Here is a 26,778-nt window from a genome sequence, read left to right as displayed (position 1 = left end):
TCATCGGCCGGGGTTCTCCTTGGTGAACAGGTACTGCTGCACGTCGAGGTAGCCGGCCCGGAAGCCGGCCTCGGAGTAGGCCAGGTAGAAGGTCCAGAGGCGGTGGAAGACGTCGTCGAAGCCGAGTTCCGCGACGTCGTCGGCGCGCTCGGTGAACCGTTCGCGCCACAGCCGCAGCGTCTCGGCGTAGTGGGCGCCGAAATCGTCCCGGCAGGCGAGGCGCAGCCCGGTGTGGTCGCGGGCGGTCTCCTCGATCGCCCGGGTGGACGGGATCCGGCCGCCGGGAAAGACGTACTTGTGGATCCAGGTGAAGGTGTCGCGGCTCGCGAGCATCCGCTCGTGCGGCATGGTGATGGCCTGCAGCGCCACCCGGCCGCCCGGGGCCAGCCGCTCGTCCAGGGCGCGGAAGTACACCGGCCAGAACTCCGCGCCGACCGCCTCGACCATCTCCACGCTGACGACGGCGTCGTACTCGCCGCGCGCCTCGCGGTAGTCGCACAGCTCGACGGAGACGTGGTCGGTGAGTCCGGCCGCGCGCACCCTTTCCATCGCCAGGGCCCGCTGTTCCCGGGAGAGGGTGAGCGAGGTGACGCGGGCACCTCGGGCGGCGGCCCGCAGGGCGAGTTCGCCCCAGCCGGTGCCGATCTCCAGCAGCCGGGTGCCCTCGCCGACGTCGGCCAGGTCGAGCAGCCGGTCGATCTTGCGGTGCTGGGCGGCGGCGAGCCGGTCCCAGCTCGCGGGGAAGCCGCGGAACACGGCGGAGGAGTAGGTGAGGGTGTCGTCGAGGAAGAGGGCGAACAGGTCGTTGGACAGGTCGTAGTGGCGGCTGATGTTGGCGCGGGAGCCGTCGGGTGTGTTGCGCTCGTCGTGCGGGTGACGCGGCGCCCACAGGCCGCGCAGCCGTTGCAGCGGGCCCGGAATCAGCTCGGCGGCGTGGCCGGCGAGGACGGTGAGGACGGCCACCAGGTCGGGGGCGTCCCACTCGCCGGCCATGTAGGACTCCCCGAACCCGACCAGCCCGTGGGTCCCGATCCGGGCGTGGAAGGCGGCCGGGTCGCGCACCTCGATCAGCGGCCCGCCGAGCCCCGCATCCGCGGCACCCACGAACCTGGCCCGCAGGGGCAGCCGGTCGAGGGCCCGCCGAACGAGGGCGGCAGTCACGGCGGTACGGGCCCGGGAGGCGGCCGGTACGGCGACGATGTCGGGCCAGAGGGCCGGGTCGACGGGGGTGGCGCGGTCAGGAGTGGGATCGGCTGGGGTGGCGCCGACCCCACGGGCGGGACCGGTGGGCACGACGAGGTCACGGGCGGGACCGGCCAGGGCTTCGTGGCCGCAGGGGGAATCCGCCGGGGCGCCCTGCCCACGGCCGACGGCCTGTTCGTCGGGGGCGGTGTGGCCGTCAGGGGTGTTGGGCTCTGCTGTCCTCATGTCGCTTTCTCCGGGGTGCGGTGGCCTGGGCGGGGCTGGACGGGCAGTCCCCGCAGGTAGAGGCGGATGCCGTGGGCCCGGATCGCGGCCGACACGGTGAGGGTGGACCAGGGGTGGCGCAGCGCCAGCCGCAGCAGGGACGCCGTGCTCACCGCGCGCCGGGTGCCGCGCACGGTCGCGGTGAAGGCCCGGCCGCCCTCGCGGTCCAGGTGCACGGTGAGGTCGAGGCGCGGTCCCGGCTGCGGCACCCGCATGCGGTAGGCGCCGTCGACGGGGAAGAACGGCGAGACGTAGAACTTCTTCTCGGCGCGCGCCGTCCCGGACGCGTCCGGGCGCAGCAGGTAGGAGTGGCGTCCGCCGTAGGTGTTGTGCACCTCCGCGACCACGCAGCGCGGTTCCCCGTCGGGGCCGTGACACCAGTACAGGGTGAGCGGGTTGAACACGTACCCGAGCACCCGCGCGTGGGTGAGCATCACCACCCGGCCGCCGTCCAGGTGTACGCCGTGACCGGCGAGGAACTCGTCGAGGCCGGCCCGGATCGACGGGCGGTCGCCGGTGAAGTGGTCGCGCGGGTCGAAACGGGCCAACGGGCGTAGCGGGACGGGGAGTTGGGGTGGGTGGTCGGGGTCGACCAGCCACATGTACGTGCGGTGGCGCAGCACGTAGCGGCGGGGTGTGGTCCGGACATGGCTGATCGTGCACGCGTAGAGGGAGGGTATGGCGTTCACCAGCGCACCCCCAGCGCCGCGGCGGCCTCGACGCCCGAACGGCAGCCGTCCTCGTGGAACCCCCAGCCGTGATAGGCGCCCGCGAACACGCAGACGTCACTGGCCAGTTCGGGCAGGCGCTGCTGCGCGGCCACCGACTCGGGGGTGTAGACGGGGTGTTCGTAGACCATGCGGGCCAGCACCCGGCCGGGGTCGACGCGGTCCTCGCCGCCCAGGGTGACCACGAACGTCTCGGTGGCGTCGAGGCGTTGGAGCCGGTTCATGTCGTAACTGACCCGTACCTGGCCGCCGTCGGCCGCGCACGAGGGCATCAGGTAGTTCCAGGCGGCGCGGGCGCCGGGCGCGCGCGGCAGCAGCCGGGTGTCGGTGTGCAGGAGGGTGGTGTTGCGGGAGTAGCGGAACGCGCCCAGCACCTCCCGCTCCCGCTCGCTCGCGTCGGCAAGCAGCCGCAGCGCCTGGTCCGGGTGGACCGCGATCACCACGGCGTCGTACGACTCGGTGGTGCCGTCGTCGGCCGTCACTTCGGCGCCGTCCGCGTGGCGCCGTACGGCCCGTACGGGGGTGCCGGTGCGGACGTCGCCGATCCGCTTGGCCATCAGGTCCACGTACGTGCCCGAGCCACCGCTGACCGTGCGCCACACCGGAGAGCCGCTCACCGACAGCAGTCCGTGGTGCTCCAGGAAGCGGAACAGATAGGCGGCCGGGTAGCGTTGGGCGGTGGCGGCGTCGCAGGACCAGACGGCCGACACCACCGGCGTCATGAAGTGGCTGCGGAAGTAGGCGGAGTAGCCCTCCCGGTCGAGGAACTCCCCCAGTGTGAGCACCTGTTGGCCCTGGTCGCCCTGGTCTCCTCCTCGGTCCAGCAGTCGCCGGGCCGCGCGGTGGAAGGCGGGCACCTCGGCCAGCAGCCGCAGATAGGGGCCGCGCAGAAGGTTGCGGGGCTGGGCGAACACTCCGGCCGGCCCGCGGGCGCCCGCGTACTCCAGGCCGCAGCCCTCGCACCGCACCGACATGCTCATCTCCGACTCCTGCGTGGCGACGCCGAGCTCGTCGAACAGCCGCAGCAGATGCGGGTAGGTACGCCGGTTGTGCACGATGAACCCGGAGTCGACGCGGTGCACCCGCCCGTCGTGCGGCGACGTCAGCTCGTGGGTGTGCGCGTGTCCGCCGAGCCGGTCGTCGGCCTCGTACAGGGTGACGTGACCGGCGCCGCCCAGGACGTACGCGGCGGTCAGTCCCGCCACCCCGCCCCCCACCACGGCCGTGCGCCGCCCCTCCCGTGCCGTCCGCTCCGGGCCGCGCGGGCCATCCGTCGGCGTCCGTTCCATCACGTCTCCTCCCGCCCTGCGATCAGGGATCTCCGCGTAATCCGGATCAGGTCGGGCGGCGGATTGGCCGGGCGGCGAATCGGCCGGTGGAGTCATCACCCACAACGCAGGTCAACTCAACGCAAGGCGACGCAACGCAGGTCGCCGCCGCTCCCCCCGGCGGCGGACCGGTGGGAGCGGCGGCGACGGGGCAGCGGAGAGGGCGGGTCAGTCGCAGGGGCCGTTCACCCAGCGGTTGGCCTCGCCCTGGTCGTTCGCGACGCCGTCCCAGGTGTCGCCCCAGCCCTTGTCCAGACAGAAGGAGTTACCGCCGTACCCGTTGTCCGCGTACACCACCACGGAGCTGTACGAGTCGCCGGTTCCGACCAGATGGGGTTGTCGTACTGGAACTGGAACTTGGCCATCGGCCTGGGGCCTGCATATTGATGAGGCCCCTACCACGTGTCCCGGCATGCGGAACACGCCAAGAATGGGCACGTAAGGGCCACGGGCGCCCAGCGGGCACCGCACGCGCACCGTTCCTTCTCACCGCGTCGCCCTCCAAGTCGAATGAACAACAGCGCCATTCAGCCCATTAATCACTTGTACAGATATCACAGAGAATTCTTCCATTCCAGCTACATCGCGAGGAGAAACGGCAATCGGATCACTTTCCTGCGTAATATTCCAGCCGCAGAATCAGGCGATTCTGCGCGGCCGAGAATCGCCAAGATCATTCCCCTAAAAGGAGTTGGCCCCTCGATGACGCTGGATATCCATGACGCGCCCGCACGGCGCACAATTTCGGTGTGGATCGCGGCGGTGACGGCCGTGGCGGTCGCTTCTGTCATCCTCGCCCTGACGCCTACACGCGCGCACGCCATCGCCAGCCCCGTGCCGCTGGGCACGGCGGCCGGTTACGGAGTGCTCGCCGGCGCGACCGTCACCAACACCGGCCCCACGGTGGTCGAAGGTCTCAACGTCGGCGTGAGCCCCGGGACGGCCATCACCGGGTTCTTCGCGTCCGACGGAGGGCCCGGCGACGTGACCCCGCCCGGGACTCTGCACTCCGCCGACGCCGCAGCGGGTCAGGCCAAGGTCGACCTGACCACGGCCTACAACCAGGCCGCCGGACAGACGCTGACGAACGCGGTGTACAACGACGATCCCCACGAGTTCGGGGGCCAGACGCTGACGGCCGGCCTCTACCGGGCGAACAGCCGCGCGCAGATCACCGGCACACTCACCCTGGACGCCCAGGGCGACCCCAGTGCCGTCTGGGTGTTCCAGATCGGTTCGACGCTGACGACGGCAGCCGAGAACAGCTCGGTGAGCCTCGTCAACGGCGCCTCGCCGTGCAACGTGTACTGGCAGGTCGGCAGCTCGGCCACGCTCGGTACCAACACCTCGTTCGTGGGCACCGTCCTGGCCGACACGTCGATCACCGCCACCACGGGAGCGACCATCAACGGCCGCCTGCTGGCCGACGCCGGCGCACGCGGTGACGGCGCCGTGACGCTGGACAGCAACAGGATCTTCCTGGGGCCGTGCGGGACCGGTGGGACCACGGGCGGGCTGGTCAGCGGCGGTGTGATCGCCGGGGCCACGACCGGCGGCACGACCACGGGCACGCCCCCGGGCACCACGGGCAGCACCACCGTCGGCGCCATCGCCGGCGTGCCGACGGGCGGCGGAACCGGTGGCGCCCTGGGCGGTCTCCTCGGCGGCGTCCTGACGACGGGCGGCACCACGGGCGGAGCGCTCGGCGGCCTTGTCGCCGGCACCACGACAAGCGGGACCACAGGCGCCACCACAGGCGGCGCCAACGGCGGCACGACCGGCGGTCCCGGACACGACCATGGCGGGCAGCCCGAAGACCACGGCGGTTACGACCACGGAGAGAAGCCCGCAGAGCACGGCGGTTCCTACGGGCACGGCAGCAAGCCCGGCAGCGACGACGGCTACGTCGACGTTCGTCACTGAGTCGTACATGAGTCCCTGAGGGGACGGGCGGCGCCCGGCGCGCGGTGGATCAATTTCGATTCCGCCGCGCGCCGCGCCGAAATCTCAGGAGAAGCAGTGAGAGAAGCCGGGATCGAAAGGCCGGGTGGGGCCGTGTTGGACGGCACTACGCCGACGGATGCGAACGTACGCGTGAACCTGTCCGAGGACGAATTCACAATGGAATCCGCGCGACAACCGACGGAAGGGGCCGCGGAAAGATCCACGGAACAATCGGAGCCTCCGCCGTTCCTCCTGCAAGCGGCAACGAGCGCGGCCGCGTTCCTCTGTCTGACGACGGCCCTGGTCCATGTGCTCCTGGTGTTTCTGCACGTGGCGCCTCCGAATCCGCTTTCCCAGCAGTACAGCCGACAGGTCAACGCGTGGGTCTTCCCGCTGTTCGAGCAGAACTGGCGACTCTTCGCCCCGGATCCGGAATCCGTCAACCGGCAGATCTCAGCGAGGACCGCGCACACCACGCCGGACGGCACCGTGCAGGTGAGCGGCTGGTTCGATCTGACCGCCGTGGACAGTTCCGCGGTGAAGCACAACGTCTTCCCGAGTCATACGGCGCAGAACATGCTGCGCCGGGCCTGGAGTTCCTACCTCGACAACCACGGCGACGACGACCGGCCGCGCTCGCGGCGAGCGCTGATGACTCAGCAGTACCTCACCAACATCGCGTCGGATCGCGTCACCGCCCACCGTGGCGGGAGCTTCGAGGCCATCCAGGTACGGGTGGTCACCGTACCCATCGCCGCGCCCGCCCGGGCGGGCAGCGCGGGCGGAGCCACAGTCGCGCCGAGAGCGGACGATACGCGGTATCTGCCCTGGTGGAAGGTGGCGGCGGACTTCCATGGAAACTGAGCTGGTACCCGCACGGCACCCGCGTACCGCCCGGCCGGCGGGGGCGGGCCCCGCGCACCCCCTGCCCGACCGTGTTCGTGCGACTCTCGATGCCCTGACCGAGCGGCCTGTCTCCCTGTACGCCGCGGCGGTCCTGCGTATCGGATACGGCCTTGCATACCTCGCCTTCCTGCTGCGCGAGTTCCCGCATCGCCATGAGATCTGGGGTCCGGAATCACCGTGGACGCCGGAGTTGGCCAGGCAACTGTTCGACCAGACGGGATGGGTCAGCATCCTCACCCTGTCCGACAGCCGGGCCTACTTCGAGTCCTGTTACGCACTGGCCGTCGTCGCATCGGCACTGTTCGCCCTCGGCTGGCGGACCAGAGCGGTGTCCGTACTGTTCGCGGTCGTCGTCGCGTCGTTCCACGGCAGGGCGATCTTCATGACCGACGGAGGAGACAACCTCATCCTCCTCATGGCCGTCTACCTCGTCCTCACCGCATGCGGCCGCCGCTGGTCCCTGGACGCACGCAGAACCCGGCTTCGAACATGCGCGGGTGCTGAGGAGCACATGCAGGCGGACCGGATCGCGGGTGAGCTCCGCCATCATCTCCGTACTTCCCGGCGGACCCTGACCGCCGTGCTGCACAACTGCGGGATGTTCGTCATCGCAGCCCAGGTCTGTTTCCTCTACGGGTCCGCGGGTCTGTACAAGGTGCAGGGCGGATCCTGGGGCAACGGCACCGCCCTCCACTACGTCCTGAACCTCGACCTGTTCCGGCCCTGGCCCGGACTCTCCCTCATGGCGGACGAGCACGACGTACTGATCGCCATCGCCTGCTACCTGACGGTGCTGTTGCAGGTCGCCTTCCCGTTCGTCCTGTTCGGGCGGCTCAAGTACCCGGTCCTGGCCATGCTGTTGGGCATGCACGTGGGTATCGCGGTACTCATGGGACTGCCTCTCTTCTCCGGCGCTATGATCATCGCCGACGCTGTCTTCCTGCCGGACCGCTTCTACCGGGCTCTGGGACGGCTGTGGCAGCGCACAGTCGTGGGGGCGGGTTCCGGAAAGACTGCGGATCAGGCCCGGCCACCCCTTGCACCGGTGCCCGCGCAGAGCGAACCGTCCGGCTGAGGCGGAGCCACCCGTGTGACGGCCATCGTCCGATCTGATCGCTGCCGTCCGACAGCGACAGGTACACCCGCGAGCACCGGACACGGGGTATCGCTCACGGCGGCCCCTCAGCAACGAGAAGGTGGCCATGCAGGCCCGCAGCCTGCGGGCGTCGTGCATGCGCACCTCCGGCACTCAGGAGTGGACCGCCGCGTCGATGTACGTCTTGGTGATGTCGGTGATGAAGTCGCGGCTGCTGTCCGGGGTGAGTGCCCGGGTCCGAAGGCGGTCGTAGATCACGTTGTAGTGCTGTACGTCGGACGGCTTCTCCAGGTAGAGATCGCTGGTGAACCGTTCCAGGTACACCACCCCTGCCTCGGGGCTGTCGGCGAACTGCAGGATGGAGAACTGTCCTGACAGGCCAGGGTGAGCGCCCGCCGTGTGGGGAAGCACCTGCACCGTGATGTGCGGCTCCGCGCCAAGTGCTTTCAGGTGCTCCAGTTGTTCACGCATGACGTCCGGGCGGCCGACGACGCAGCGCAGCGCCGATTCGTTGAGGATGACCCACACGCGCAGCGGGCAGGCCGGGTCGTAGATCCGGTGCTGACGGCGCAGCCGCACCTTGAGGCGCGTGGCGGCCTGTTCGGCAGTGAGCCGAGGGATCGTTTCCGCAAGGACGGCATGGGCGTAGGCGGGCGTCTGCAGCAGATCGGGCACCACCATGGGCGCGTGAGTGTGCAGGGAAACGGCGTCTGTCTCCAGGCCGATGTAGACACTGTCGGAGAGGTCGCCGTAGGGGTGCCACCAGCCTCGCTGACCGGATTCCCTGGCCATCTCCATCAGGGAGTCGATGACCTGCTGATCCGTCACTTCGTAGATCGCGCACAGGTCGCGCACATCGCGGGGGCTGATGGCACGGTTGCCGTTCTCCAGATGACTGATCTTGGGCTGCGAGACCATGAGCCGCTCAGCCACTTCTGTGCTCTTGAGCCCGCTGGCAAGGCGGAGCCGGCGAAGCTCGGCTCCGAGACGGCGTCTCCTGACGGTGGGATTGGTCTTCGCCGTCACGGGCGGTGTACCTCCGGATCCAAATGGCTGTATCGGCACGCAGGTTGCCACGGCACGAGGGGTGTTGATCACGCGCAATGCCGCCGGGATCGCCGACAGCTGAAACGGATTCTTACCTTGGCAATTGCCTTCGTTCGAGCGGTACAAGAGCCTCCGCCGTCGGATGCCGGCAACAGCACAACGGATCGCGCAGGTCAGAAGATACGAGGATGGTCGCCGCCCTGGCCGTGGGCACGGGCCGGGGAAACGCGACCCCTTCCGATCACCCGTCACCCGCGGGGAGCCGGACGGTGAACGTGGTCGATCCAGGGCCGCTTTCGAGGGTGACGCCGCCGCCGTGGGCCTCCGCCACCGCTGCCACGATCGACAGTCCGAGGCCGGTGCCGGTGCCGTGGCCCGTGCCCTCGGTGCGGCGGCGGTCCGCGCGGGTGAAGCGTTCGAAGACCTTGGGCCGGATGTCGGCGGCGACGCCCGGCCCGTCGTCGTGGACCTTCATCAGCACCGTCGCCTTGTCCCCGCTCTCCAGCGAGATGGTCACCGTGCTGCCGACGGGGGTGTGCAGGCGCGCGTTGGCCAGCAGGTTGGCCAGCACCTGATGGAGCCGGTGGGCGTCACCCGTCACGGTCACCGGCTCCTCGGACAGCTCCAGGGTCCAGCGGTGTCCGGGACCCGCGGCCTGCGCGTCCGTCACCGCGTCCAGGACCAGGCGGGTCAGGTCGACGGGCAGCCGTTCCAGGGGGCGGCCCGCGTCGAGGCGGGCGAGGAGCAGCAGGTCGTCGACCATCTCGCCCATCCGGGCCGCCTCGGCCTCGATGCGCTCCAGGGCGCGCACCACCTTCGGCGGCACCGGGCCGGGGTGCAGCAGCGCCAGTTCGGCGTGACCCCGGACCGAGGCCACGGGGGTGCGCAGCTCGTGGCTGGCGTCGGCGGCGAAACTGCGCAGCCGTTCCTCGCTCGCGTGCCGTTTGGTCAGCGCGTCCTCGACGTGCCCGAGCATCAGGTTGAAGGCGCTGCCGACGCGTCCCACCTCACTGCGCGGATCGGCCTCGGGAGCGCGCGGCCACAGTCCCACCTCGCCGCTGGAGAGCGGCAGTTCACTGACCCGGGTGGCGGTCGCGGCCACCCTGCTGAGCGGTCGCAGCGACCAGCGCACCCACAGCGCTCCCGCGACGCCGGCGACGGCGAGAGCCGCGCCGAGGACGACCGCGGCGACCAGTTCCAGCCGGTGGACGGCGGCCTCCACGGACTCCGTGGGCAGCCCGGTGACCAGGACGTCCCCGTCCCTGCCCTCGGTCGCCATCATGCGGTAGTCGTCCAGCGTCGAGAGGTCGACCGTGTGTCCCTCGCCGTCGGCGGGCAGCCCGGCGAGCCGTCTCCGGTCCCGCGCGCTCAGCGCGACGGTCACCGTGCCCGTACCCCGGCCGGACGCCACCACCGCCGCGTTGGTGACCGTGCCGTCGACCAGCCGGGCGCCGAAGGTCCCGGCGGACTGACGGCGGGTGTCGCCGTCGCCGCCCTCGTCGCCGTCGTGGTCGGACGGCAGCGGGCCGCCGTGCTCCAGGCTCGCCGGGAACCGGACGCCCGCCTCGCGCAGCTGCTGGTCGAGGCGGCCGGTGAGGAAGCCGTTCAGCTCCACCACGGCCGCCACCCCGACGGCCGCGCAGCTGACGGCGAGCAGCACGACGAGTCCGGTTGTGAGCCGCGCCCGCAGCGTGTGCGGGCGGGGCAGCCTCGGCAGCCACCCGCGCGCCCTCACCGGGCCACCGGCTTGAGCACGTATCCGGCGCCCCGCACCGTGTGGATCATGGGCGGGCGGCCCGCGTCCACCTTCTTGCGCAGGTAGGAGATGTACAGCTCGACGACATGGGCCTGCCCGCCGAAGTCGTAGGACCAGACGCGGTCGAGGATCTGCGCCTTGCTGAGCACCCGGCGCGGGTTGCGCATCAGGAAGCGCAGCAGCTCGAACTCCGTCGGGGACAGCTCGACGAGTTCGCCGCCGCGGGTGACCTCGCGAGCCTCCTCGTCCATGACGAGATCGCCGACGGTCAGCCGAGGCCCGTCCTCCGTCTGCCGGGCCATGCCGGCCCGGCGCACCAGCCCGCGCAGCCGGGCGACGACCTCCTCCAGGCTGAACGGCTTCGTCACGTAGTCGTCGCCGCCCGCCGTGATGCCGGCGATACGGTCCTCGACGGCGTCCCGTGCCGTCAGGAAGAGCACGCACACGTCGGGGCGTACGGCGTGCAGCGAACGCAGTACGGCGAAGCCGTCGGTGTCCGGGAGCATGACGTCGAGGACGACGGCGTCGGGCAGCAGTTCGCGCGCCTCGGTGACGGCCGAGACGCCGTCGCCCGCCGTGCGGACCTCCCAGCCCTCGTACCGCAGGGCGCCGGAGAGGACCTCCGCGAGGTCGGGGTCGTCGTCGACGACGAGGACCCGGAGCGGGGTGCCGTCGGTCCGGGTCAGCGTGGGGCGGCCGAAGCCACGGGGGCGGGGAGTGTTCATCTCGGTTACAGGATGCGGTCTCGCCGCCTCCCGGGCAGCTTTCCCCACCTCTGAGTTCCCTCTGAGTCCGCTCTGCGCCCGCCAGGGCCCCGGACCGCCCGGCCACCCTTCCCACCTGCGGGTTCGTCAGCGCGGCGGGCCTCGCGCTGAGAGCGGGCTCAGAGGTTGCGTCGGCACAGTGTCGTCCCGGACGGCCAAAGGGGCGTACCGACGTACCGACGTACGACAGCCGAAGGGACACGCGGATGACGACGGCGTACGCGCAACGAAGGGTCGCCCCCGCGCCGCCCGCGCCACGGCGCTCCCCCGCCGGGCCGGTGCTCGCCGCCTTGTGGGCCGGCGCCGCCGCCGTGATCGCCCTGTGGTGGCACGACACGGGCTCGGTCGTCGGTACGGCGGGGTGGCTGACCGGGGCCGGGCGGATCGCGGGACTGCTGTGCGGGTACGCCTGTGCCGTCCTCGTCGGTCTGATGGCCCGCGTGCCGCTGCTGGAGCGGCGGATCGGGGCGGACCGGGTGACGCGCTGGCACGCCAGGGCGGGCCGCTACACGGTCTGTCTGCTGGTGGCGCACATCGTGCTGATCCTGCTCGGGTACGCCGCCCAGGACGGCTCCTCGTTCCTCGACGAGGCGCTCACCGTGATCCTGGACTACCCGGAGATGCTCAAGGCCACCGCCGGCACCGTCATCCTGTTCGCCGTCGGGATCGTCTCCGCCCGCGCGGTGCGCCGCCGGGTCGCCCACGAGTTCTGGTACTACCTGCACCTGCTCACATACGCCGCGGTCTTCCTCGCCTTCGGCCACCAGCTCGCCCTGGGCTCCGACTTCACCGGCAACGGGCCGGCCCGGGCCGGCTGGTACGCGCTGTACCTGGGCGTCGCCGCCCTCGTGGTGTGGTTCCGGATCCTCGCCCCGGTCCGGCTCAACCTGCGGCACCGGCTGCGCGTCGACTCCGTGCACCGGGAGGCGCCCGGCGTGTACTCCGTCGTCATCGGCGGCCGTCGGCTGGACGAGATGGGCGTACTGCCGGGGCAGTTCCTGCGCTGGCGGTTCCTCACCGACGGCATGCGCTGGACCTCCACCCCGTACTCCCTGTCGGCGCCGCCGCGCCCCGGCCTGCTGCGCATCACCGTCAAGGCGCTCGGCGACCACAGCGCCGCCGTGTCCCTGCTGCGGCCGGGCACCCGGGTGTGGGCGGAGGGCCCCTACGGGGCGCTGACCGCCGACCGGCAGACCTCGCACAGGTCCCTGCTGATCGCGGGCGGCGCCGGCATCACCCCGCTGCGGGCCCTGTTCGAGACGCTGCCCGGCGACGTCACCCTCCTCTACCGCGCCCGGACCAACGAGGACCTCGCCCTGGGCGGGGAACTGGACGCGATCGCACGATGGCGCGGGGCGAGGGTCCTCTACGCGCTCAACGGCCCGGACGGCCGGCGCCCCGACCTCTCGGCCCACTCCCTGCGCGCGGCCGTGCCCGACCTGGAAGCCCACGACGTGTACCTGTGCGGCCCGCACGGATTCACGCGGGACCTGTACGAGGCACTGCGCACCGCCGGGGTCCCCGACCGGCGTATCCACCACGAGTCCTTCGAGCTGTGAGGCCCTCTTGCACACGTTGAGGAAGAACCGTCCGCTGCGCCGCATCGCGCTGGCGAGCGCCGCGACCGTCTCCGGCATGGTGCTGCTGCTGTCGCTCAAGCCGCACACGACACCGGCGGTCGTCACCGGGTCGGCGAGCTCCTCCGCGCCGTCCGGCAGTTCCAGCGGCTCGGCCACCGGCACCCGTACCCTCACCGGCGACTCGGTCCAGACGCGCTACGGCCCCGTCCAGGTCCGCGTCACGCTGACGAACGGGAAGCTCACCGACGTCACCGCGGTCACCTATCCACAGGAGAACCCGAGGGACCAGCAGATCAACTCGTACGCCGTCCCGCAGCTGACCAGGGAGGCCCTCACCGTCCAGAGCGCCGACATCGACACGGTCTCGGGAGCCACGTACACCAGCGACGGCTACCGCCGGTCACTCCAGTCGGCGCTGGACTCCGCGGGCAGCTGACACCCGCCCCGGGAGTTGCGCCCCGGGACACATTCGATCGCCGAACGGGGCATGAAGTGCTCGATGCCGGGGACTTGTTTCGGTCATACGATGACAAGTGGGTCGGCATGGTCAGGTGCTCGGGCCCAGGTCAGAGCCAGGGCCGTCGCACCGTCCGCCGGGGCGCGCAGACAGGGAGCAGGGCATGATCCGTTCAGCCGACATCCGCGAGTGGCGCAACCACGAGGTGATCGACGAGAAACAGCGCAGGATCGGCATGCTCGAATCGGTCTACGTCGACACGGCCACCGACGAACCGGCCATGGCCACCATCAGGACCGGGCTGCCCACCCGCCACCGGCTGGTCTTCGTCCCTCTCGACGACGTGGTCCTCGGACCGGGCTACGTCAAGGTCTCCTACTCCAAGTCACAGGTGCGCAACGCCCCGTCGATCGGAACCGACGACGTGCTCCCCGCCGAGCAGGAGGCGGAGATCTTCAAGCACTACGGCCTGGCGTACCAGCCCGGAGCAGGGGGCGAACGTCAGCTCGCACGCCGCTGAACACATGTGCACCTCGCTCACCTCGCAAAATTCACACATGGCACAGAGGAGATGGTCCGGATGATGGCGCTCTTCCTTCTGTTGGTCCTGGTGGCCGTCGTCCTGGGAATCATCGGCGTGGCGGCCCATGGCCTGGGATATCTGCTGGCCATCGGCATCGTGATCTTCGCCGCCGACCTGATCTTCTTCGGGGCACGGCTGACCCGGCGCGTCAGGCGGCGGCCCGTCCGCTGACCGCGAAGCCGTACGGTGGGGGCGAACCCGGGACGTGGACGGACGGATCGTCGTGTCGGCCATGCGGCCGGGTTCCTGTCGGGGGGCCATCGGACAAGGGTCCGGCGGTTTCCCCTGACGCGCCCGCGGGCTTCGGTGCGAGGCCGCCCTGACTCGAGGGCGGCGTGGTGGAGGGTACGGTGCCCGGTGCGGGTGACGAGTCGGGGTCACGGCGGGCGGCCGGGCCGAAGTTCTGGAGACAGGTCGTCGAACGGCTGAGCACAGCGCTGATGGTGATCGGTCCGACCGGCCGGATCGACGCCGTCAACCCGGCCGCCGAGCGGCTGCTGGGCCGTACCGCCACCGCGGTACGCGGGAAGGACGCCCACGACCTGCTGCACCGCGACGCGGCCGGCGGCACCCTCCCCCGGGAGCAGTGTCCGTTGCTCCGGGCGCTGGCCGGGAAGAGTGCCGCACGCGGTGACGGCGACAGCTGTCTGCGCGGCGACGGCCGCCTGGTCACGATCTCCTGGTCCGCCTCTCCCCTGGTGGACGACGGTTCCTTCAAGGGCATGGCCGTGCTGCTCACCGACGGCGGCGGCGACCCGGGCGCGCGTCGCGAAGGGGCGGCCTACACGAGCGCCCTGGAGGACCTCAACGAGCGGCTGACCCTGGTCGCGGAGATCACCGACGTACTCGGCCAGACCCTGGAGACCGACGAGGCCCTCGCCCGGCTGGGCCGCCTGCTGGTCCCCCGCCTCGCCGACTGGACGGCGGTGGACCTCCGGACCGGTTCCGGGCGGATCCACCGGGTCGCGGTGACCGGACCCGCGGGCCGGGACGCCGCGCTGGAGGGCGGGCGCGAGCGCCTGCCCGAGGCCGGGGAGGGGGAGCGTGACTGGTCGCCCCTCGTCCAGGTGCTGAACGGCGGTGATCCCGTACGGCAGGGCGTGCCGGAGATGGCCGCCGCCGCACCGCCCGGCTCCGCCCTGGCCGCCGTGCACAGCGACTTCCTGCGGACGGTGCACGCGACGTCCGCCATCACGGTGCCGCTGGGCTCCGGCCCCGAACGGCAGATCACCGGCGCCCTGACGGTGGTGCGCACCGACCCGGCGCACCCCTTCGACGACGCCGACCTCGGGGTGGTGAGCGACATCGGCAGGCGGGTCGGCCTGGTCATCGACAACGCCCGCCGGTTCGGCCGCCAGCGCGCCGTCGCCGAGGCCATGCAGCGCAACCTGCTCGCCCCGCTGCCCCAGCCCGGCCGGCTGCGGCTGGCCGCCCGCTACCAGCCCGCCCCCGTCGGCTCCCAGGTCGGCGGCGACTGGTACGACGCGTTCGAGCTGAAGGACGGCACGCTCGCGCTGGTCATCGGCGACGTCGTGGGCCACGATCTGACGGCGGCGGCCGGGATGGCCCAACTGCACGGCATCCTGCGCTCGTTGGCCTGGGACCGCTCCGGGCCGCCGGGCACCGTCGTCGACCGCCTCGACGACGCCATGCCCGCCATCACCACCGTCCCCATGGCCACCCTCGTCCTCGCCCGGGTGGAGGGCCACCCGGACACGGGCCCGTGGACCCTACGGTGGACCAGCGCCGGCCACCCGCCGCCGCTCCTGCTGACCCCCGGCGGACACGCGCGGTACCTCGAAGCCGGACAGGGCCTCCTTCTCGGCGCCCACCACGGCGGCGGCGAGAGCAGGCCGACCGCCACCCAGCCCCTGCCGCCGGGCTCCACCCTGCTGCTCTACACCGACGGCCTGATCGAGATCCCCGGCAGCGACCTCGACACCGGAATGAGCCGCCTGCGCCGCCACGCCCTGGACCTCGCCCACGCGCCCCTGGACACCCTCTGCGACCAGCTCCTCGCCCGGATGCCACCCGGCAGCACCGACGACGTGGCACTCCTCGCGCTGCGGCTGCCGGAACTGTGACGGAGACGGAGACGGGGGTGTCCTGCCCAGCCTTCAGACCAGTTCGAGTCGCCGTTCCGGTCGCCGCGCCACCGCGGGCTCCGGTTCCCACCTCCTGGTGGTCCGTACGTACCCGTCGATCACCGAGAGCATCGCCAGGATGATCAGCGGCCCGAACACCCACGGGTGTTCGGCCATCTCCGTCGGCAGCCAGCGATACGACACCAGGAGCGCGGCGAAGACCGCCACGCCGTGGGCGACCAGCCGGGTTGCCGACCGGTCCCAGCCGCGGGCGAGCGAGCGCAGAGCCGCCTCGACCGTGAGCGCGAACACCACGCCGGCCACGAGGTCCGCGCCGTAGTGGTAGCCGAAGCCCAGCGTCGCGGTGAGCGTGGCGACCAGCCAGAACGTACCGGCGAACCGCAGGAACCGTGGGCCCTTGCGGGAGTGGACGAAGATCGCGGTTGCCCACGCCGTGTGCAGGCTGGGCATGCAGTTGCGGGGCGTGATCCCGTCGTACGGCATCGGGCGCGGGGTGGTGATCGGCAGTGGCGTGTTCGGCCACAGGTCGGCCACCGCCCAGTGCCCGCCGCCGGTGCCGAAGGCGCCGGGGCCGTAGGCGAAGACCGGTCCGACGACCGGGAAGATCATGTAGATGCCCGGTCCGAGGAGGCCGATCGCCAGAAAGGTGCGCACCACGTGATGGCTCGGGAAACGGCCTTCGGCGGCCACGTTGCGCAGCTGGTACAGCGCGACGCAGACCGCGGCGACCGCGAGCTGGATGTAGACCCAGTCGAGAAGATGCGTGCCGATCGGGCCCGTGGCCCTGACCATCCGGCCCACCAGCCACGACGGATCGCCCAGCGTGTGATCGGCGGTCGCCACGTACTGGTCGAGCACCGTCGGGCGGGTCTTCGACGTGATCAGCAGCCAGGTGTCGCCCGCCTTGCGGCCGGCCACCAGCAGCAGGCCCAGCCCGACGCCCTTCAGCAGCAGGAGCCGTTCCTGGCCGGTGCGGCGTGTGACGGCGATGACCGCGCAGCCCAGCATCACCCACAGAGCGCCGTTGCCGAAGCAGTGGCCGCCCACCCTGGCGCCCGCCGCCATCCGCATCAGCACCAGCACGACGTCGATGCCGATCGCGACACCGGCCGCGATGAACCGCTCCCGCCAGGTGAGCACCACCATCGTCAACGCCATGCTCGCGTACAGCAGGGGACCCGATTTGGGGGTGAACACCACCTCTTGCACCTGGTTGGTGATCGGCCCCGGCAGGCCGTAGTGACGCGCGGCGATCTCCAGCGCGACGAGGAATCCAAGGGCCACCACACCCGCCACGGCCCAGAGCCGCGCCGACGGCTGCCGCCACATCGAGACCGTCGAGAACGCAGCTCCGCGACGTATTCGCTCAAACGCTCGTGGCGGCATATGTGGGTTCCCATTCGATTTGCCGGACTTCTGTAAAACAGTTACCGATCTCGCTTTATGGGCAGCTTTCTCCCTCATCAAGTCAACCTGTGTGAGACCTGTCAGCGGCTCCCGACAGATAAAGATGGCTGAATCACGGTCCGGGTTCCGGACTCGGAGAGGTCCCGGGCCCGGTGGCAGATCCGGCAGTGCCCCCGGAAGCGGTCGTGCCTGCCGGGCCACCACCGCCGCACCGCCCGGCCCAGCGGCACAGCGGCACAGCGGACACGGCGGAAAGCAGAAGAGGACCGCGAGGACGATACTCCAGCCGCCGGGCGAGGTGAAGTCCCGGAGAACACCAGCTGGACGGCGAACCAAGCGACGGGCAGTACGGCGAGCAGCACGGCGGTCAGGGCCGCCGAGGTGTGCGGCGCGTCCTTGGACGGGCGGCGGACCGGCGCGGTGCCGGAGGGCGGTCAGCCGGGCGGCCGGGCGGCCGGGACGGAGTACGGCGGTGTCTCGCCGCCAGGGTCGCGGGCCTCGTCGGTGAGCGACGACTCACCCTCCTCGCCCTCACCCACCCACACCACACCGTGCCGACCGGACCCGTAGCAGCTTGTCCGCCACGGCCCGGTCGGCACGGTCACAGCACAGCCGGCACGACGTACACATCTGCCGCGACGGCCCGGGGCGTCTCAGTTGGTGAAGGTGATGTACTTCCAGCCACCGTGGGTCGTGGAGTTGACGGCGTCCCCGGAGGCGCCGTCGATGTACGACGACCGCACCCGGGCACGGATGCCGGACTCGCCCGGCGCCGGCAGGCTCACGACCGACTTGCCGTTGCCGGCCAGGGCGAAGTACTCGGAGCCCGAGTCGTACCAGGAGCCCTGGTAGTAGACCTCGAGCTGGAAGCGCTGCTTGCGGCCGGAGTAGTAGTTCATGGTCGTGGTGAACACCGGGTCGGTGTTCTTGTGGAAGTAGTAGTACGTCGTGGAGCCGATCTTGCCCGTCTTGTAGTGCTTGGAGACGGTGGTGGAGATCCTGGCCTGGGCGCGCGCCGTCGACTTCACGGTCTTCGAGGTGTAGCGGGCGTCGCCCGCGAACACCGCGGTGACGTTGGTGTCACGGGTCATGTCGACAGTCGCCGACAGGTTGCCGTGGGAGTTGACCCTGGCCGTCTTCAGCAGCCTCTTCGGCTTGTCGGTGCCGAAGGGATCCGCGTAGAGCGAGACGGTGCGGTTCTTGTAGGTCGCACCGAGGTGCGCGGTGAACGTGACGTCCTTGCCGTACGCGTACAGCTTGCCGTTGTTGGTCAGGGTCAGCGCGGTCGCCCTGCGCGAGACCTCCACGGCGTCGGCGCCGGAGACGGGGGCGTGTGTGGCGTCGCCCGCGTAGAAGACCTTGTAGGTGACTCTGCCTCCGACGGGCGGGGTGTTCGTGAAGGAGAAGGTGCCGTCCGCCTTCGTCTTCACGGAGGGCAGCGCCCTGCCGTTCGGCGTCTCGATGTCCGTACGGGTCACCCGCAGGGTGGTACCGGCGGGGAGGCTCGTCTTCGAGGTCAGCCTGCCGGTGACGGTGAGCTTCTTGGCACGGTCGGACTTCGCCGGGGCCGCCACCTTGAGCGTCGGCAGCTCCTTGGTGGGGTCGGTCAGGGCCCGCAGGACGTAGGTGCCGAGGCCGCTCACGGAGACCGCGAACACCCGGCTGCTGTCCGGCGCCCAGGCCAGTGCGCCCGATACGAGGGTGTCGGCGTTGTACTGGGGGTCGGTGGCGGGGAAGTCGTACTCCCGCAGCGGCTTGAGGTTGCCGGGCCGGTAGATGTGGACGTCGGGGTCGTAGGTGGAATCGCTGCCGCCCGCGATGCTCCCGTCGGGCGCGACCCGCACGGCGTTCGGGTAGGCGTTGATGGCGTACTCGTCCTGCTCGGCGAGGTCGGTGGTCGAGTAGGCGCCGATGCCGTAGCCGAACTCCGGGTCGCCCCACGAGGTGAGGACCTGGGTGCCGTCGGGCGTCAGGTCCAGCTGCTTCACCGCGGTGTCCATGTCGCCCTTGACCCGCAGCGTGGCTCCGTCGGCCGTGACGTCGTACACGGCGAGCTCGCCGCCGTTGCCGGCCACGAGGACGCCGGGGACGGCCGGATCGGAGGCCAGGAACATGCCGAAGGCGCCGGAGAAGTCGACGTCCCCCCGCTGGGCGAGGTGGACGACGGGTGCCGCGCCGGAGAGGTCGAGCGAACCGAAGTCGGTTCCGTGGGCGAACCAGATCCGGCCGTCCACCACCTCCAGGGCTTCGGGGGCCGCGCCGACCGGGTAACTCGCGGTCTGCGTGTACGTCCCCGTCTCCACCGACACGATCCGCTTGCCGGTCTTCGAGGCCGCGTACAGCTGCCCGGAGTCGGCGGACAGCGCGAGGCCGCTCACGCCGGAGAGCCCGGTCAGCGTCGCCTTCACGGTGCCCGCGTAGTCGGTGACGACGATCTTGCCGCTGGTCGGATCGGAGACGTAGACCCGCCGGTGGACTCCGTCCACGACGATGTCGCCGACCGACTTCACCGGAAGGATCTTCGCGGAGTCGGCTGCCGCCGGACCCGCCACGCCGGCCACCAGGGCCGCGGAACTGAGAACGACCGCGAGTGCCGTCGCGATCGAGATGCTGCGCCTGCGCACAGTGCTGAAACCCCCACAGAAGACGCCCGGTGCTCACCGGGCGGAAAGGAATCGAAGGGCCGCGTGTCCCCCCTCGCACCAACGACTGGTGCGTGGACGCTGCCGAGTAGTGCAGCGTATGGCATGCAAGTGACAAGCGAGCAGCGGATTGTTCCAGAGACCGGCTCTTGGTGGAGAGCTCCGGCGGGCAGCACAACGCGTCGCCATCGCCCGTGCCGAGAACCCGCTGTTCCTGCTCGACGGGCCGTTCGCGGCGCTGGACGCGATGACCTCAGGAGGTGGGTGACTCTGAGGAGGCGGATGGACACGCTTTTCGCCCGTTACGTCTGCTGCCAGGGGGTACTCGTGGTGTCGCTGCCGGCTCGTGTCCGCGCAGTGGGCCGTCTGTCCCCTACGTCGGAGCGATCGTGCGAGCACTTGTCGACAACCGCACTCTCAAGCAACTCCCTGAGCCCTCCAGCGCCCCCCGGCTCCGCTGCTGGGTGCCCCGGGGCGTGTACGCACCCCAGACCGACACCCGGCTCCTGAGGCAGGCGATCCGCCGAGAGGGCGTCTCGGCGGGGACGGACGTACTGGACCTGGGCACCGGCAGCGGCATGCTCGCCGTCGAGGCGGCCCGGCTCGGCGGCCGGGTCACCGCCGTCGACATCTCCTGGCGGGCGCTCGCCACCGCCCGGCTGAACGCCCTGCTGAACGGACAGTCCCTGCGCGTACGCCACGGCGACCTGGCGTCGGCCGTACCCGGCAGCCGCTTCGACCTGGTCATCAGCAACCCGCCCTACGTGCCCGCCCCCGGCATCGCGCCGCCCCGGGGTCTCGCCAGGGCCTGGGACGCCGGCCAGGACGGCCGTCTGCTGATCGACCGCATCTGTGACACCGCGCCGACGGTCCTCCGGCCGAACGGGACCCTGCTGATCGTGCACTCGCACCTGTGCGGCGTCGACGCGACGCTGGCCCGCCTGGAGAAGGCCGGGCTGCGCGCGCAGGTCGTCGACCGAGCCCTGCTGCCCTACGGCCGGGTGCTGCGTTCCCGGCTCACCTGGCTGCGGGAGCAGGGGCTGACGGCGGCAGGCCGTGGAACGGACGAGGGAACGACGGAGGAGCTGGTGGTGATCCGTGGCGAACACGCCTGAGCGTCCCCGCCGTGTCCGCGTCCAGCGCGACGGCCCTCTGCTCGTCGAGGGCCCGGTCGAGGTGGTCGGCGAGGACGGCGAGGTGTTCGTCTCCCGCCGCTTCACCGTGGCGATCTGCACCTGCCGCCGCAGCCGCGACTTCCCCTGGTGCGACACCAGCCACCGCCGCCGCTGCCGCAAACCGTCCGAGAAGGAAGGACAGGAAGGCAAGACCTCATGACCGGCGCCCCCACTCCCTCCCCCGCCCTCGCCCGGCAGCAGTTCCGGCTCCGTCCCCCGCCGCTGCCCGAGCCGCGCGGCCCGCTCTCCGCCGCGGTGACGGCCCGGCTGCGGGGAACGGACGCCGGGAGTACGCCGCTTCCCGTCCCGTCTCCCGACAACCGCTCCCCGTACGGCGACGACCTGCAACTCGCCCTCTACATCCTCTACGAGCTGCACTACCAGGGCTTCCATGACGTCCCCGACAGCCTTGAGTGGGACAGCGGTCTGCTGGCCTGCCGCGGTGCGATGGAGGAGGTCTTCCTGGGCGCACTGCGCAGGGACGTGCCCATCGACGACGCGGAGACGGCGGAACAGGCGCTGGACGAACTCCAGCTCGAACCGGTCGGCGACGACGGCACCGGCGTCTCGTACTTCCTCCGGGACGAAGGCACCCTCGATCACGTGCGCGCGTACGCGGCGGCGCGCTCCCTCTACCACCTCAAGGAAGCCGACCCGCACGCCTGGGTCATCCCCCGGCTCCACGGCCGGGCCAAGGCGGCCATGGTCGCCGTGGAGTTCGACGAGTTCGGCGGGGGCCGCGCCGACGAGATCCACGCGCAGTTGTTCGCCGACCTCATGGAGGACCTGCGGCTGGACACCACGTACGGCCACTACGTCGACGCGGCGCCGGCCGAGATGCTCGCCACCGTCAACCTGATGTCCCTGTTCGGTCTGCACCGCGCGCTGCGCGCTGCGCTCGTCGGGCACTTCGCGGCCGTCGAGGTGACCTCGTCCCCGGGCTCGCGCCGCCTCGCCGAGGCGATGCGCCGCGTGGGCGCCGGCCCGGCCGCCGTGCGGTTCTACACCGAGCACGTGACGGCGGACGCGGTGCACGAACAGGTCGTACGGCACGACGTCGTGGGCGGACTCCTGGAGGGCGAACCGCACCTGGACGCCGACGTGGTGTTCGGCATCCACGCGACCACCCACCTCGAGAACCGCCTCGCGGACAGGCTGCTCACCGCCTGGCGCGAGGGCGCCACCGGACTGCGCGGGGACTGGCCGACAGCAAGTGAGCGGCGGCGCTCGGCCTAGCGTCCTGCGGAGGAGTACGAGGGGAGTACGAGGGGAGTACCGGAGAGTACAAACCGATGGGCGCCGCGTACGGCGCCCATCGGGGTGGAGGGGGAGGGCTCAGGCCTCAGAACCCAGGCCTCTGAATCCAGGCCTCAGTGCTCAGACGAGCGGACCGGGGGTGCCGGGAGTACCCGGCGTGCCACGGGTACCGGGGGTACCAGGGGTGTGGGGAGTGTGGGGAGCACCGGGCATACGGGTCGTTCCAGTGGTCCCAGGCATCCCGGGTGTCCCGGCGGTACCGGTGGTACCGGGTGTCTCGGTGGTACCCGCGTCTCCGGGGCGGATGCGTCCGCGCCAGGCGCCCGTCTCGCCGCCGTGCTCCTCGACGTAGTCCTTGAAGCGGTGCAGGTCGCCCTTGACGCGGCGGTCGATGATGCCGAGCGCGTCCGCGCCCTTCTCGACCATGCCGGTGGGCTCGACCTCCATCGTCAGCTCCACCCGGGTGTGCGTCTCGTCGAGACGCTCGAACCGGACCGAGCCGCGCTGATGGGTGTCGCCGCCGACGGAACGCCAGGTGATCCGGTCGTCCTGGAGCTGGTCGACGATCTCGGTGTCGAACTCGCGCTTCACCCCACCGATCTTGGTGGTCCAGTGGTTGTGCCGGTCGTCCAGCTGCTTGACCTCCTCGACGCCTTCCATGAACTTCGGGAACTCTTCGAACTGAGTCCACTGGCTGTAGGCGGTGTGGACGGGAACTTCCACGTCCACGACTTCCTTGACCGTGCTCATGCTTTCCTCCTTATATGAGGTGTTGGCGGCATTGGCGGTCTTCCGCACAGACTCGGGTACCCAGGCCGACGGGATGAAGACATCCCGATCGGGGCGTATCCCCCGGCATGAGGGGCATACGGCGGCCACGATCACGGACAAGTGACGCCACCACCGGACAGGCCCTACGGGCGACCGCCCCCGCCTCCGCCACCTCCGCCGAAGCCGCCGCCCTCCGGGGCCTCGCCCGCCGTGACCGTGGCGATCTTCTCGGCGGAACCCAGTTCACCCGACCCGGCCAGACCGCCGGTGTCGGTGCCCGAGGTGCTGCCGCCGGTGTGGACGGTGTACTCCTCGCCGTTCTCGATGCCCTTGCCGGAGTAGACGATGTTCTGGACGGCCTTCGAGGTGACGTACGACGCCACGACCTTGCCGTCGGAGTCGGCGATGTGCACGGTGGTGCCCGCCTGGACGGCCGTGTCGAGCGTGGCCGAGAGCCAGCCCTGCCCGGACTCGGCGTCGGGGGCGACGACCATGCCCGAGCTGCCGGCGGCGAGCAGCGAGCCGCCGCCCACGGTGAGGGTGCCGTTGACGTCGAGCGCGCCGTTGCCGTTGCGCTCCGGGCCGTTGACGACGACGGTGCCGCCGCTGATCTCGGCGTTCCCGTTGGAGTCGAGGCCGTCGCCCTCGGCGTCGATGACCAGGGTGCCGCCGGTCACCTTGACGGTGTATTCGCCGACGCCCTCTCCGCTCCCGCCTCCGCCGGGGCCCCCGCCGCCGAAGCCTCCCCGGTCGCCCTGGTCGCCCTCTTCGCTCGAAGTCGCCTCGTTGCCGGACGCGTTGACGCCGTCGTCGCCGGAGGTGACGTCGGTCGAACCGCCGCTGACGAGGATGTCCTTGCCCTCCAGTCCCTCGTTCGACCGCGTGATCCTCACCGTGCCCGCGCTGATGACGAGGTCGCCCTCCGCGTGCACCCCGTCGTCGCCGGCGGCGAGAGTGGCGGCGGCCCCGCCGAGGTGGACGGCCCCGTCGCCGTGCACGGCGTCGGCGGAGGACGTGACGTCGACGCTGCCGCCCTCCAGGACCGTGATGACGCCCGACTTCAACCCATGGGGGGAGGAGTCGTCGGAGTCGTCGGAATCGTCGGAGTCGTCGGAAGCCTCGCTGGTGACGGTGACCTTCCCGCCGGTGACGACGAGGTCGGTGGCCGCGTCGATGCCGTCGCCCGCGCTGGTCACCTTCACGGTGCCACTGCTGACGGAGACGTAACCCCGGTCGGTGTCCTCGGTGTTGTCGGCCCTGAGCCCGTCGCCCCCTGCCGTGACGGTGACTGTGCCGCCGCTCACCACCACGTAGTCCTTGCCGCGGATGCCGTCGTCGGCGGCGTCGACGGTGACAGTGCCGCCCTGGATCACCAGGCCGTCCGTGCTGGTGATCCCGTCGGCGCCGTTGCCCTTCACGGTGAGCGAGCCGCTGCCGCCGATGGTCAGGTCGGCGGCGCTGTGAAGGGCCGCGTTCGCCTTCGCGTCCTCGGCGTACGTACCGGTGTCGCCGAGGGTGTTCTCGCTGCCGTCGGCGAGGACGACCACGACCTCGTCGGCGTCGGTGACGTCGATCGCGGCGCCCTTGGAGTTGGCGATCCTCGCGCCGTCGAGGATCAGCGTCACCTTGGCCTTGGGAGCGGTGACCACGAGCTGCCCGTCTTCGAGGCTGCCGCCGATCCGGTAGGTGCCCTCGGCGCTGATCGTGACGGTCGCCCCGTCGACACTCACCCCCTCCCCCTCCCCCTCCCCGTCCGAGGAGGCGGAGTCGCCCGTCAGCTCGATGCCCACAACGTCGGCCCCGGCCGCATCAGCATCAGCATCAGCATCCGCGTCCGTATCCGTATCCGTGTCCCCGGTCTCGGCGTGGACGTCCTGGTTGTCGGCGAGCACGGCGGCTGCCTTCTGGGACCCGTCAACGGCCGCCGCGGCCGACGACGAGCCCGACCCCGAAGCCGCCGACGAGGAACCGGAGTTGTCGCTCGACGAGCACCCCGCGAGCGCGGCGCCGGCAAGTCCGACCGAGGCGAGCACACCCGCCAGTTTGTACGTGCTCATGCCGGCCTCCCGTGAAGTGTGTGAAGCATGTGAGGTGTGTGAAGTGCGTGAGGTGGGGTCGGAAAGTGGCGACGCAGAACGGGCAGCCACCGGTGGGCGGGCAGTCCGGGCCGCAGCGCGGCGAGACCGGTGCCGTACTTGGAGACAGTGACCGGCCGGTGTTTCAGCGACCACAGGAGCCGGTCGGCCTCCGACCCGGCCCGCCCGGACTTGGTCTCGACGACGGCCCGGTCCGGGGTACCGAGTCCGGTCCCGTCGGGCAGCGTCCAGGTCAGCCCGGTGTCGACGGTCACCCTGCTGTCGCTCAGGGGCAGGAACAGGGTCGTACGCCGGTACGACGTGACCAACGTGGGGACGAACCTGAACCCGCCGGAGTCGATCCCGGCCCCGGCGAGCACCTCGTCGGCGTACGCGCGCGCCTCGGGGGACAGCCTCCACAGGTCTCCGTCGTACGGGATGCGCTGCTTGACGGTGGTACCGCGCGGGCCGCTCGTCTTGACCTCGAAGTAGTGGTCGCCGGAGTCGAGATACGTACGGACACGCAGCTTGAAGCGGCGCCGGCGGCGGCGCGCGGTGCGCAGGTAGGCGTCCAGTTCCGGGGTGTCGTAGTAGACCGACCGGTATCCGAAGTCCCGCTCCCCGGCCATCTCCAGAACCTGAACCTGCATGTCCTCACCCAACCCACCGATGACCAGCGGGAGTTCACGGATCGGCAGCATGTACTTGCGGTCCAGGCGGGTCAACAGCGAGGCCCGTGCGACGAGTTCGTCGAGCCCGATCGGACGCAGGGCACCGACCATCGGGGCGAGAGCGAGGGAGGCGGGCGCGGTCACGCCCCGACTCCTTGTCGTGCGGGGGCGGTTCCGGCTTCCTGGGGCGCCTGCGAGCCTTCGGTGACGACGTACCGTACGTCGACCTGGGTCGTGTCGTTGACGAGGTCGACGCCCCTGACCGACATGTTCACCACGCGCCCGCCGAGCAGCACCTCCAGATGTGCCCGCAGGGCCTCGTCGTCGGTGTACGCGGAGTCGAGCCGGAGGCTGAGCTGCCGGTGCCGCCCGAAGAGCCGGGGGTGGTCGCCGACGTACATGGTGAGGACGATCAGGCCCATCAGGGCGCACGTCAGCACGTTGACGCTCGTGGGGAGCCCGGCGAGCAGGCCGAGGGCGAGCGCGGAGAAGTAGTACGCGATCTCGTGCTGCGCGATCTCGTACGACCGCAGCCGGATGATCGACAGGACCCCGAACAGTCCCATCCCCAGCCCGATCCCGACCGACGAGGAGCTGAGCGCCATCGCGACGGCCAGGACACCGACGTTCACGCCGAGGAAGGCGGCGATGAGGTCCCTGCGGTGGTGGCGCGGAAAGTACACCGCGAAGGCGAGCACGGCGATGGCGACGAGATCGACGGCGCCGAGCAGTGCCTGGTTCACGACAGGCACCCGGACTTTACGGTGACTTGGCTCATTGTTTAACCATGAGCAACCTGCCTGTGAATCAACTGGGCCGTTTCTTAACGGAGTTTGAGAATCACGCGCGTGCGCCGGCGGACGGTCGGCCGAATGCCCAGGTCTGGCTGTACCGACCGTCGCAGCCGGCCAGTTGGAGGCGGCGACCACCAGGGCATGGCCGGTCCGGGGGCTGAGGAGTCGGATTACCCGCCCGACCCGGTAGGTCCCGCCGTACGGCTCGGCCTGCGGCTCGTACGG

Annotated in this window: 24 protein-coding genes and 1 pseudogene; 11 read left to right on the top strand and 14 right to left on the bottom strand. The window is 70.9% G+C overall.

What is annotated here, in order from left to right; genetic code table 11:
- From G3I71_RS02890 to G3I71_RS52205, 4 genes are all read right to left on the bottom strand, one after another.
- Nucleotides 1-1,428 carry a class I SAM-dependent methyltransferase gene (locus G3I71_RS02890; protein WP_239148822.1) on the bottom strand — a complete coding sequence of 476 codons (1,428 nt, stop codon included), beginning with the start codon at nt 1,426-1,428 and terminating at the stop codon, nt 1-3.
- Complete coding sequence (locus G3I71_RS02885) at nt 1,425-2,156, bottom strand: DUF1365 domain-containing protein (RefSeq protein ID WP_343242823.1); 732 nt, start codon at nt 2,154-2,156, stop codon at nt 1,425-1,427. Before G3I71_RS02885 ends, G3I71_RS02890 begins: the two co-directional genes overlap by 4 nt.
- The gene (locus G3I71_RS02880; protein ID WP_164312266.1) at nt 2,153-3,484 is read right to left on the bottom strand and encodes an NAD(P)/FAD-dependent oxidoreductase; all 1,332 of its coding nucleotides are present in this window, start codon (nt 3,482-3,484) and stop codon (nt 2,153-2,155) included. The genes G3I71_RS02885 and G3I71_RS02880 overlap by 4 nt, the downstream gene beginning before the upstream one ends.
- A 207-nt stretch (nt 3,485-3,691) precedes the next feature.
- The gene (locus G3I71_RS52205; RefSeq protein ID WP_275409152.1) at nt 3,692-3,820 is read right to left on the bottom strand and encodes a hypothetical protein; all 129 of its coding nucleotides are present in this window, start codon (nt 3,818-3,820) and stop codon (nt 3,692-3,694) included.
- Between the two features lie 405 nt (nt 3,821-4,225).
- Here G3I71_RS52205 and G3I71_RS02875 point away from each other — a divergent pair, with 405 nt between their 5' ends.
- From G3I71_RS02875 to G3I71_RS02865, 3 genes are all read left to right on the top strand, one after another.
- On the top strand, nt 4,226-5,446 hold the full coding sequence (locus G3I71_RS02875) for an ice-binding family protein (RefSeq protein WP_164312265.1): 1,221 nt from the start codon (nt 4,226-4,228) through the stop codon (nt 5,444-5,446).
- 351 nt (nt 5,447-5,797) lie between these two features.
- Entirely contained in the window at nt 5,798-6,331 is a 534-nt protein-coding gene (locus tag G3I71_RS02870; protein ID WP_343242822.1) for a DUF5819 family protein, read from the top strand.
- On the top strand, nt 6,321-7,448 hold the full coding sequence (locus G3I71_RS02865) for an HTTM domain-containing protein (RefSeq protein ID WP_164312264.1): 1,128 nt from the start codon (nt 6,321-6,323) through the stop codon (nt 7,446-7,448). The genes G3I71_RS02870 and G3I71_RS02865 overlap by 11 nt, the downstream gene beginning before the upstream one ends.
- A gap of 174 nt (nt 7,449-7,622) precedes the next feature.
- Here G3I71_RS02865 and G3I71_RS02860 read toward each other — a convergent pair whose 3' ends face one another.
- The 3 genes from G3I71_RS02860 to G3I71_RS02850 form a co-directional block, all read right to left on the bottom strand.
- Nucleotides 7,623-8,495, bottom strand: coding sequence for a helix-turn-helix transcriptional regulator (locus tag G3I71_RS02860; protein ID WP_164312392.1), 873 nt, complete (start codon nt 8,493-8,495; stop codon nt 7,623-7,625).
- Between the two features lie 262 nt (nt 8,496-8,757).
- Nucleotides 8,758-10,251, bottom strand: a complete 1,494-nt coding sequence (locus tag G3I71_RS02855) for a HAMP domain-containing sensor histidine kinase (protein WP_164312263.1) — start codon at nt 10,249-10,251, stop codon at nt 8,758-8,760.
- Nucleotides 10,248-10,997 (bottom strand): response regulator transcription factor, encoded by a 750-nt coding sequence (locus tag G3I71_RS02850; RefSeq protein WP_164312262.1) that lies wholly within the window; start codon nt 10,995-10,997, stop codon nt 10,248-10,250. The genes G3I71_RS02855 and G3I71_RS02850 overlap by 4 nt, the downstream gene beginning before the upstream one ends.
- A 245-nt stretch (nt 10,998-11,242) precedes the next feature.
- Here G3I71_RS02850 and G3I71_RS02845 point away from each other — a divergent pair, with 245 nt between their 5' ends.
- The 5 genes from G3I71_RS02845 to G3I71_RS02825 all read left to right on the top strand — a co-directional run bounded on the left by G3I71_RS02845 (nt 11,243) and on the right by G3I71_RS02825 (nt 15,740).
- Complete coding sequence (locus G3I71_RS02845; protein WP_164312261.1) at nt 11,243-12,595, top strand: ferric reductase-like transmembrane domain-containing protein; 1,353 nt, start codon at nt 11,243-11,245, stop codon at nt 12,593-12,595.
- Between the two features lie 7 nt (nt 12,596-12,602).
- A complete protein-coding gene (locus G3I71_RS02840; protein ID WP_164312260.1) occupies nt 12,603-13,052 on the top strand; it encodes an FMN-binding protein in 450 nt (149 codons plus the stop codon).
- Between the two features lie 184 nt (nt 13,053-13,236).
- The gene (locus tag G3I71_RS02835; RefSeq protein WP_164312259.1) at nt 13,237-13,593 is read left to right on the top strand and encodes a PRC-barrel domain-containing protein; all 357 of its coding nucleotides are present in this window, start codon (nt 13,237-13,239) and stop codon (nt 13,591-13,593) included.
- 60 nt (nt 13,594-13,653) lie between these two features.
- Entirely contained in the window at nt 13,654-13,827 is a 174-nt protein-coding gene (locus G3I71_RS02830) for a hypothetical protein (RefSeq protein WP_164312077.1), read from the top strand.
- A gap of 179 nt (nt 13,828-14,006) precedes the next feature.
- Nucleotides 14,007-15,740: a SpoIIE family protein phosphatase gene (locus G3I71_RS02825; RefSeq protein WP_343242821.1), complete on the top strand. Its 1,734-nt coding sequence runs from the start codon at nt 14,007-14,009 to the stop codon at nt 15,738-15,740.
- 33 nt (nt 15,741-15,773) lie between these two features.
- Here G3I71_RS02825 and G3I71_RS02820 read toward each other — a convergent pair whose 3' ends face one another.
- The 3 genes from G3I71_RS02820 to G3I71_RS02810 all read right to left on the bottom strand — a co-directional run bounded on the left by G3I71_RS02820 (nt 15,774) and on the right by G3I71_RS02810 (nt 19,792).
- Nucleotides 15,774-17,090 carry a phosphatase PAP2 family protein gene (locus G3I71_RS02820; protein WP_239148820.1) on the bottom strand — a complete coding sequence of 439 codons (1,317 nt, stop codon included), beginning with the start codon at nt 17,088-17,090 and terminating at the stop codon, nt 15,774-15,776.
- 512 nt (nt 17,091-17,602) lie between these two features.
- On the bottom strand, nt 17,603-17,767 hold the full coding sequence (locus G3I71_RS02815; RefSeq protein ID WP_164312257.1) for a hypothetical protein: 165 nt from the start codon (nt 17,765-17,767) through the stop codon (nt 17,603-17,605).
- Nucleotides 17,768-17,821: 54 nt separating this feature from the next.
- On the bottom strand, nt 17,822-19,792 hold the full coding sequence (locus G3I71_RS02810) for an Ig-like domain repeat protein (protein WP_164312256.1): 1,971 nt from the start codon (nt 19,790-19,792) through the stop codon (nt 17,822-17,824).
- Nucleotides 19,793-20,274: 482 nt separating this feature from the next.
- On the opposite strand from G3I71_RS02810, the gene G3I71_RS02800 reads away from it, so the two are divergent.
- Genes G3I71_RS02800 through G3I71_RS02790 form a run of 3 tightly spaced genes read left to right on the top strand, consistent with a single transcriptional unit; the run spans nt 20,275 to nt 22,221 of the window.
- Nucleotides 20,275-20,925: a HemK2/MTQ2 family protein methyltransferase gene (locus G3I71_RS02800; protein WP_164312390.1), complete on the top strand. Its 651-nt coding sequence runs from the start codon at nt 20,275-20,277 to the stop codon at nt 20,923-20,925.
- Nucleotides 20,909-21,145 (top strand): CDGSH iron-sulfur domain-containing protein, encoded by a 237-nt coding sequence (locus G3I71_RS02795; protein ID WP_164312255.1) that lies wholly within the window; start codon nt 20,909-20,911, stop codon nt 21,143-21,145. Before G3I71_RS02800 ends, G3I71_RS02795 begins: the two co-directional genes overlap by 17 nt.
- Nucleotides 21,142-22,221 carry an iron-containing redox enzyme family protein gene (locus G3I71_RS02790; RefSeq protein WP_164312254.1) on the top strand — a complete coding sequence of 360 codons (1,080 nt, stop codon included), beginning with the start codon at nt 21,142-21,144 and terminating at the stop codon, nt 22,219-22,221. The genes G3I71_RS02795 and G3I71_RS02790 overlap by 4 nt, the downstream gene beginning before the upstream one ends.
- A 312-nt stretch (nt 22,222-22,533) precedes the next feature.
- Here the strand turns inward: G3I71_RS02790 and G3I71_RS02785 are convergent.
- The 4 genes and pseudogenes from G3I71_RS02785 to G3I71_RS02770 all read right to left on the bottom strand — a co-directional run.
- Nucleotides 22,534-22,992 (bottom strand): annotated as a pseudogene (locus G3I71_RS02785) (SRPBCC family protein); the annotation flags it as partial.
- A 164-nt stretch (nt 22,993-23,156) separates the two neighbouring features.
- The gene (locus G3I71_RS02780; protein WP_164312252.1) at nt 23,157-25,070 is read right to left on the bottom strand and encodes a carbohydrate-binding domain-containing protein; all 1,914 of its coding nucleotides are present in this window, start codon (nt 25,068-25,070) and stop codon (nt 23,157-23,159) included.
- On the bottom strand, nt 25,067-25,903 hold the full coding sequence (locus tag G3I71_RS02775) for a polyphosphate polymerase domain-containing protein (protein ID WP_343242820.1): 837 nt from the start codon (nt 25,901-25,903) through the stop codon (nt 25,067-25,069). Before G3I71_RS02775 ends, G3I71_RS02780 begins: the two co-directional genes overlap by 4 nt.
- A complete protein-coding gene (locus G3I71_RS02770) occupies nt 25,900-26,502 on the bottom strand; it encodes a DUF4956 domain-containing protein (RefSeq protein WP_164312251.1) in 603 nt (200 codons plus the stop codon). Before G3I71_RS02770 ends, G3I71_RS02775 begins: the two co-directional genes overlap by 4 nt.
- Nucleotides 26,503-26,778 lie beyond the last annotated feature (276 nt).

This window comes from Streptomyces sp. SID12501 (assembly GCF_010550245.1).
Lineage (GTDB): Bacteria > Actinomycetota > Actinomycetes > Streptomycetales > Streptomycetaceae > Streptomyces.
This window is presented reverse-complemented; position numbering and strand designations above follow the sequence as displayed.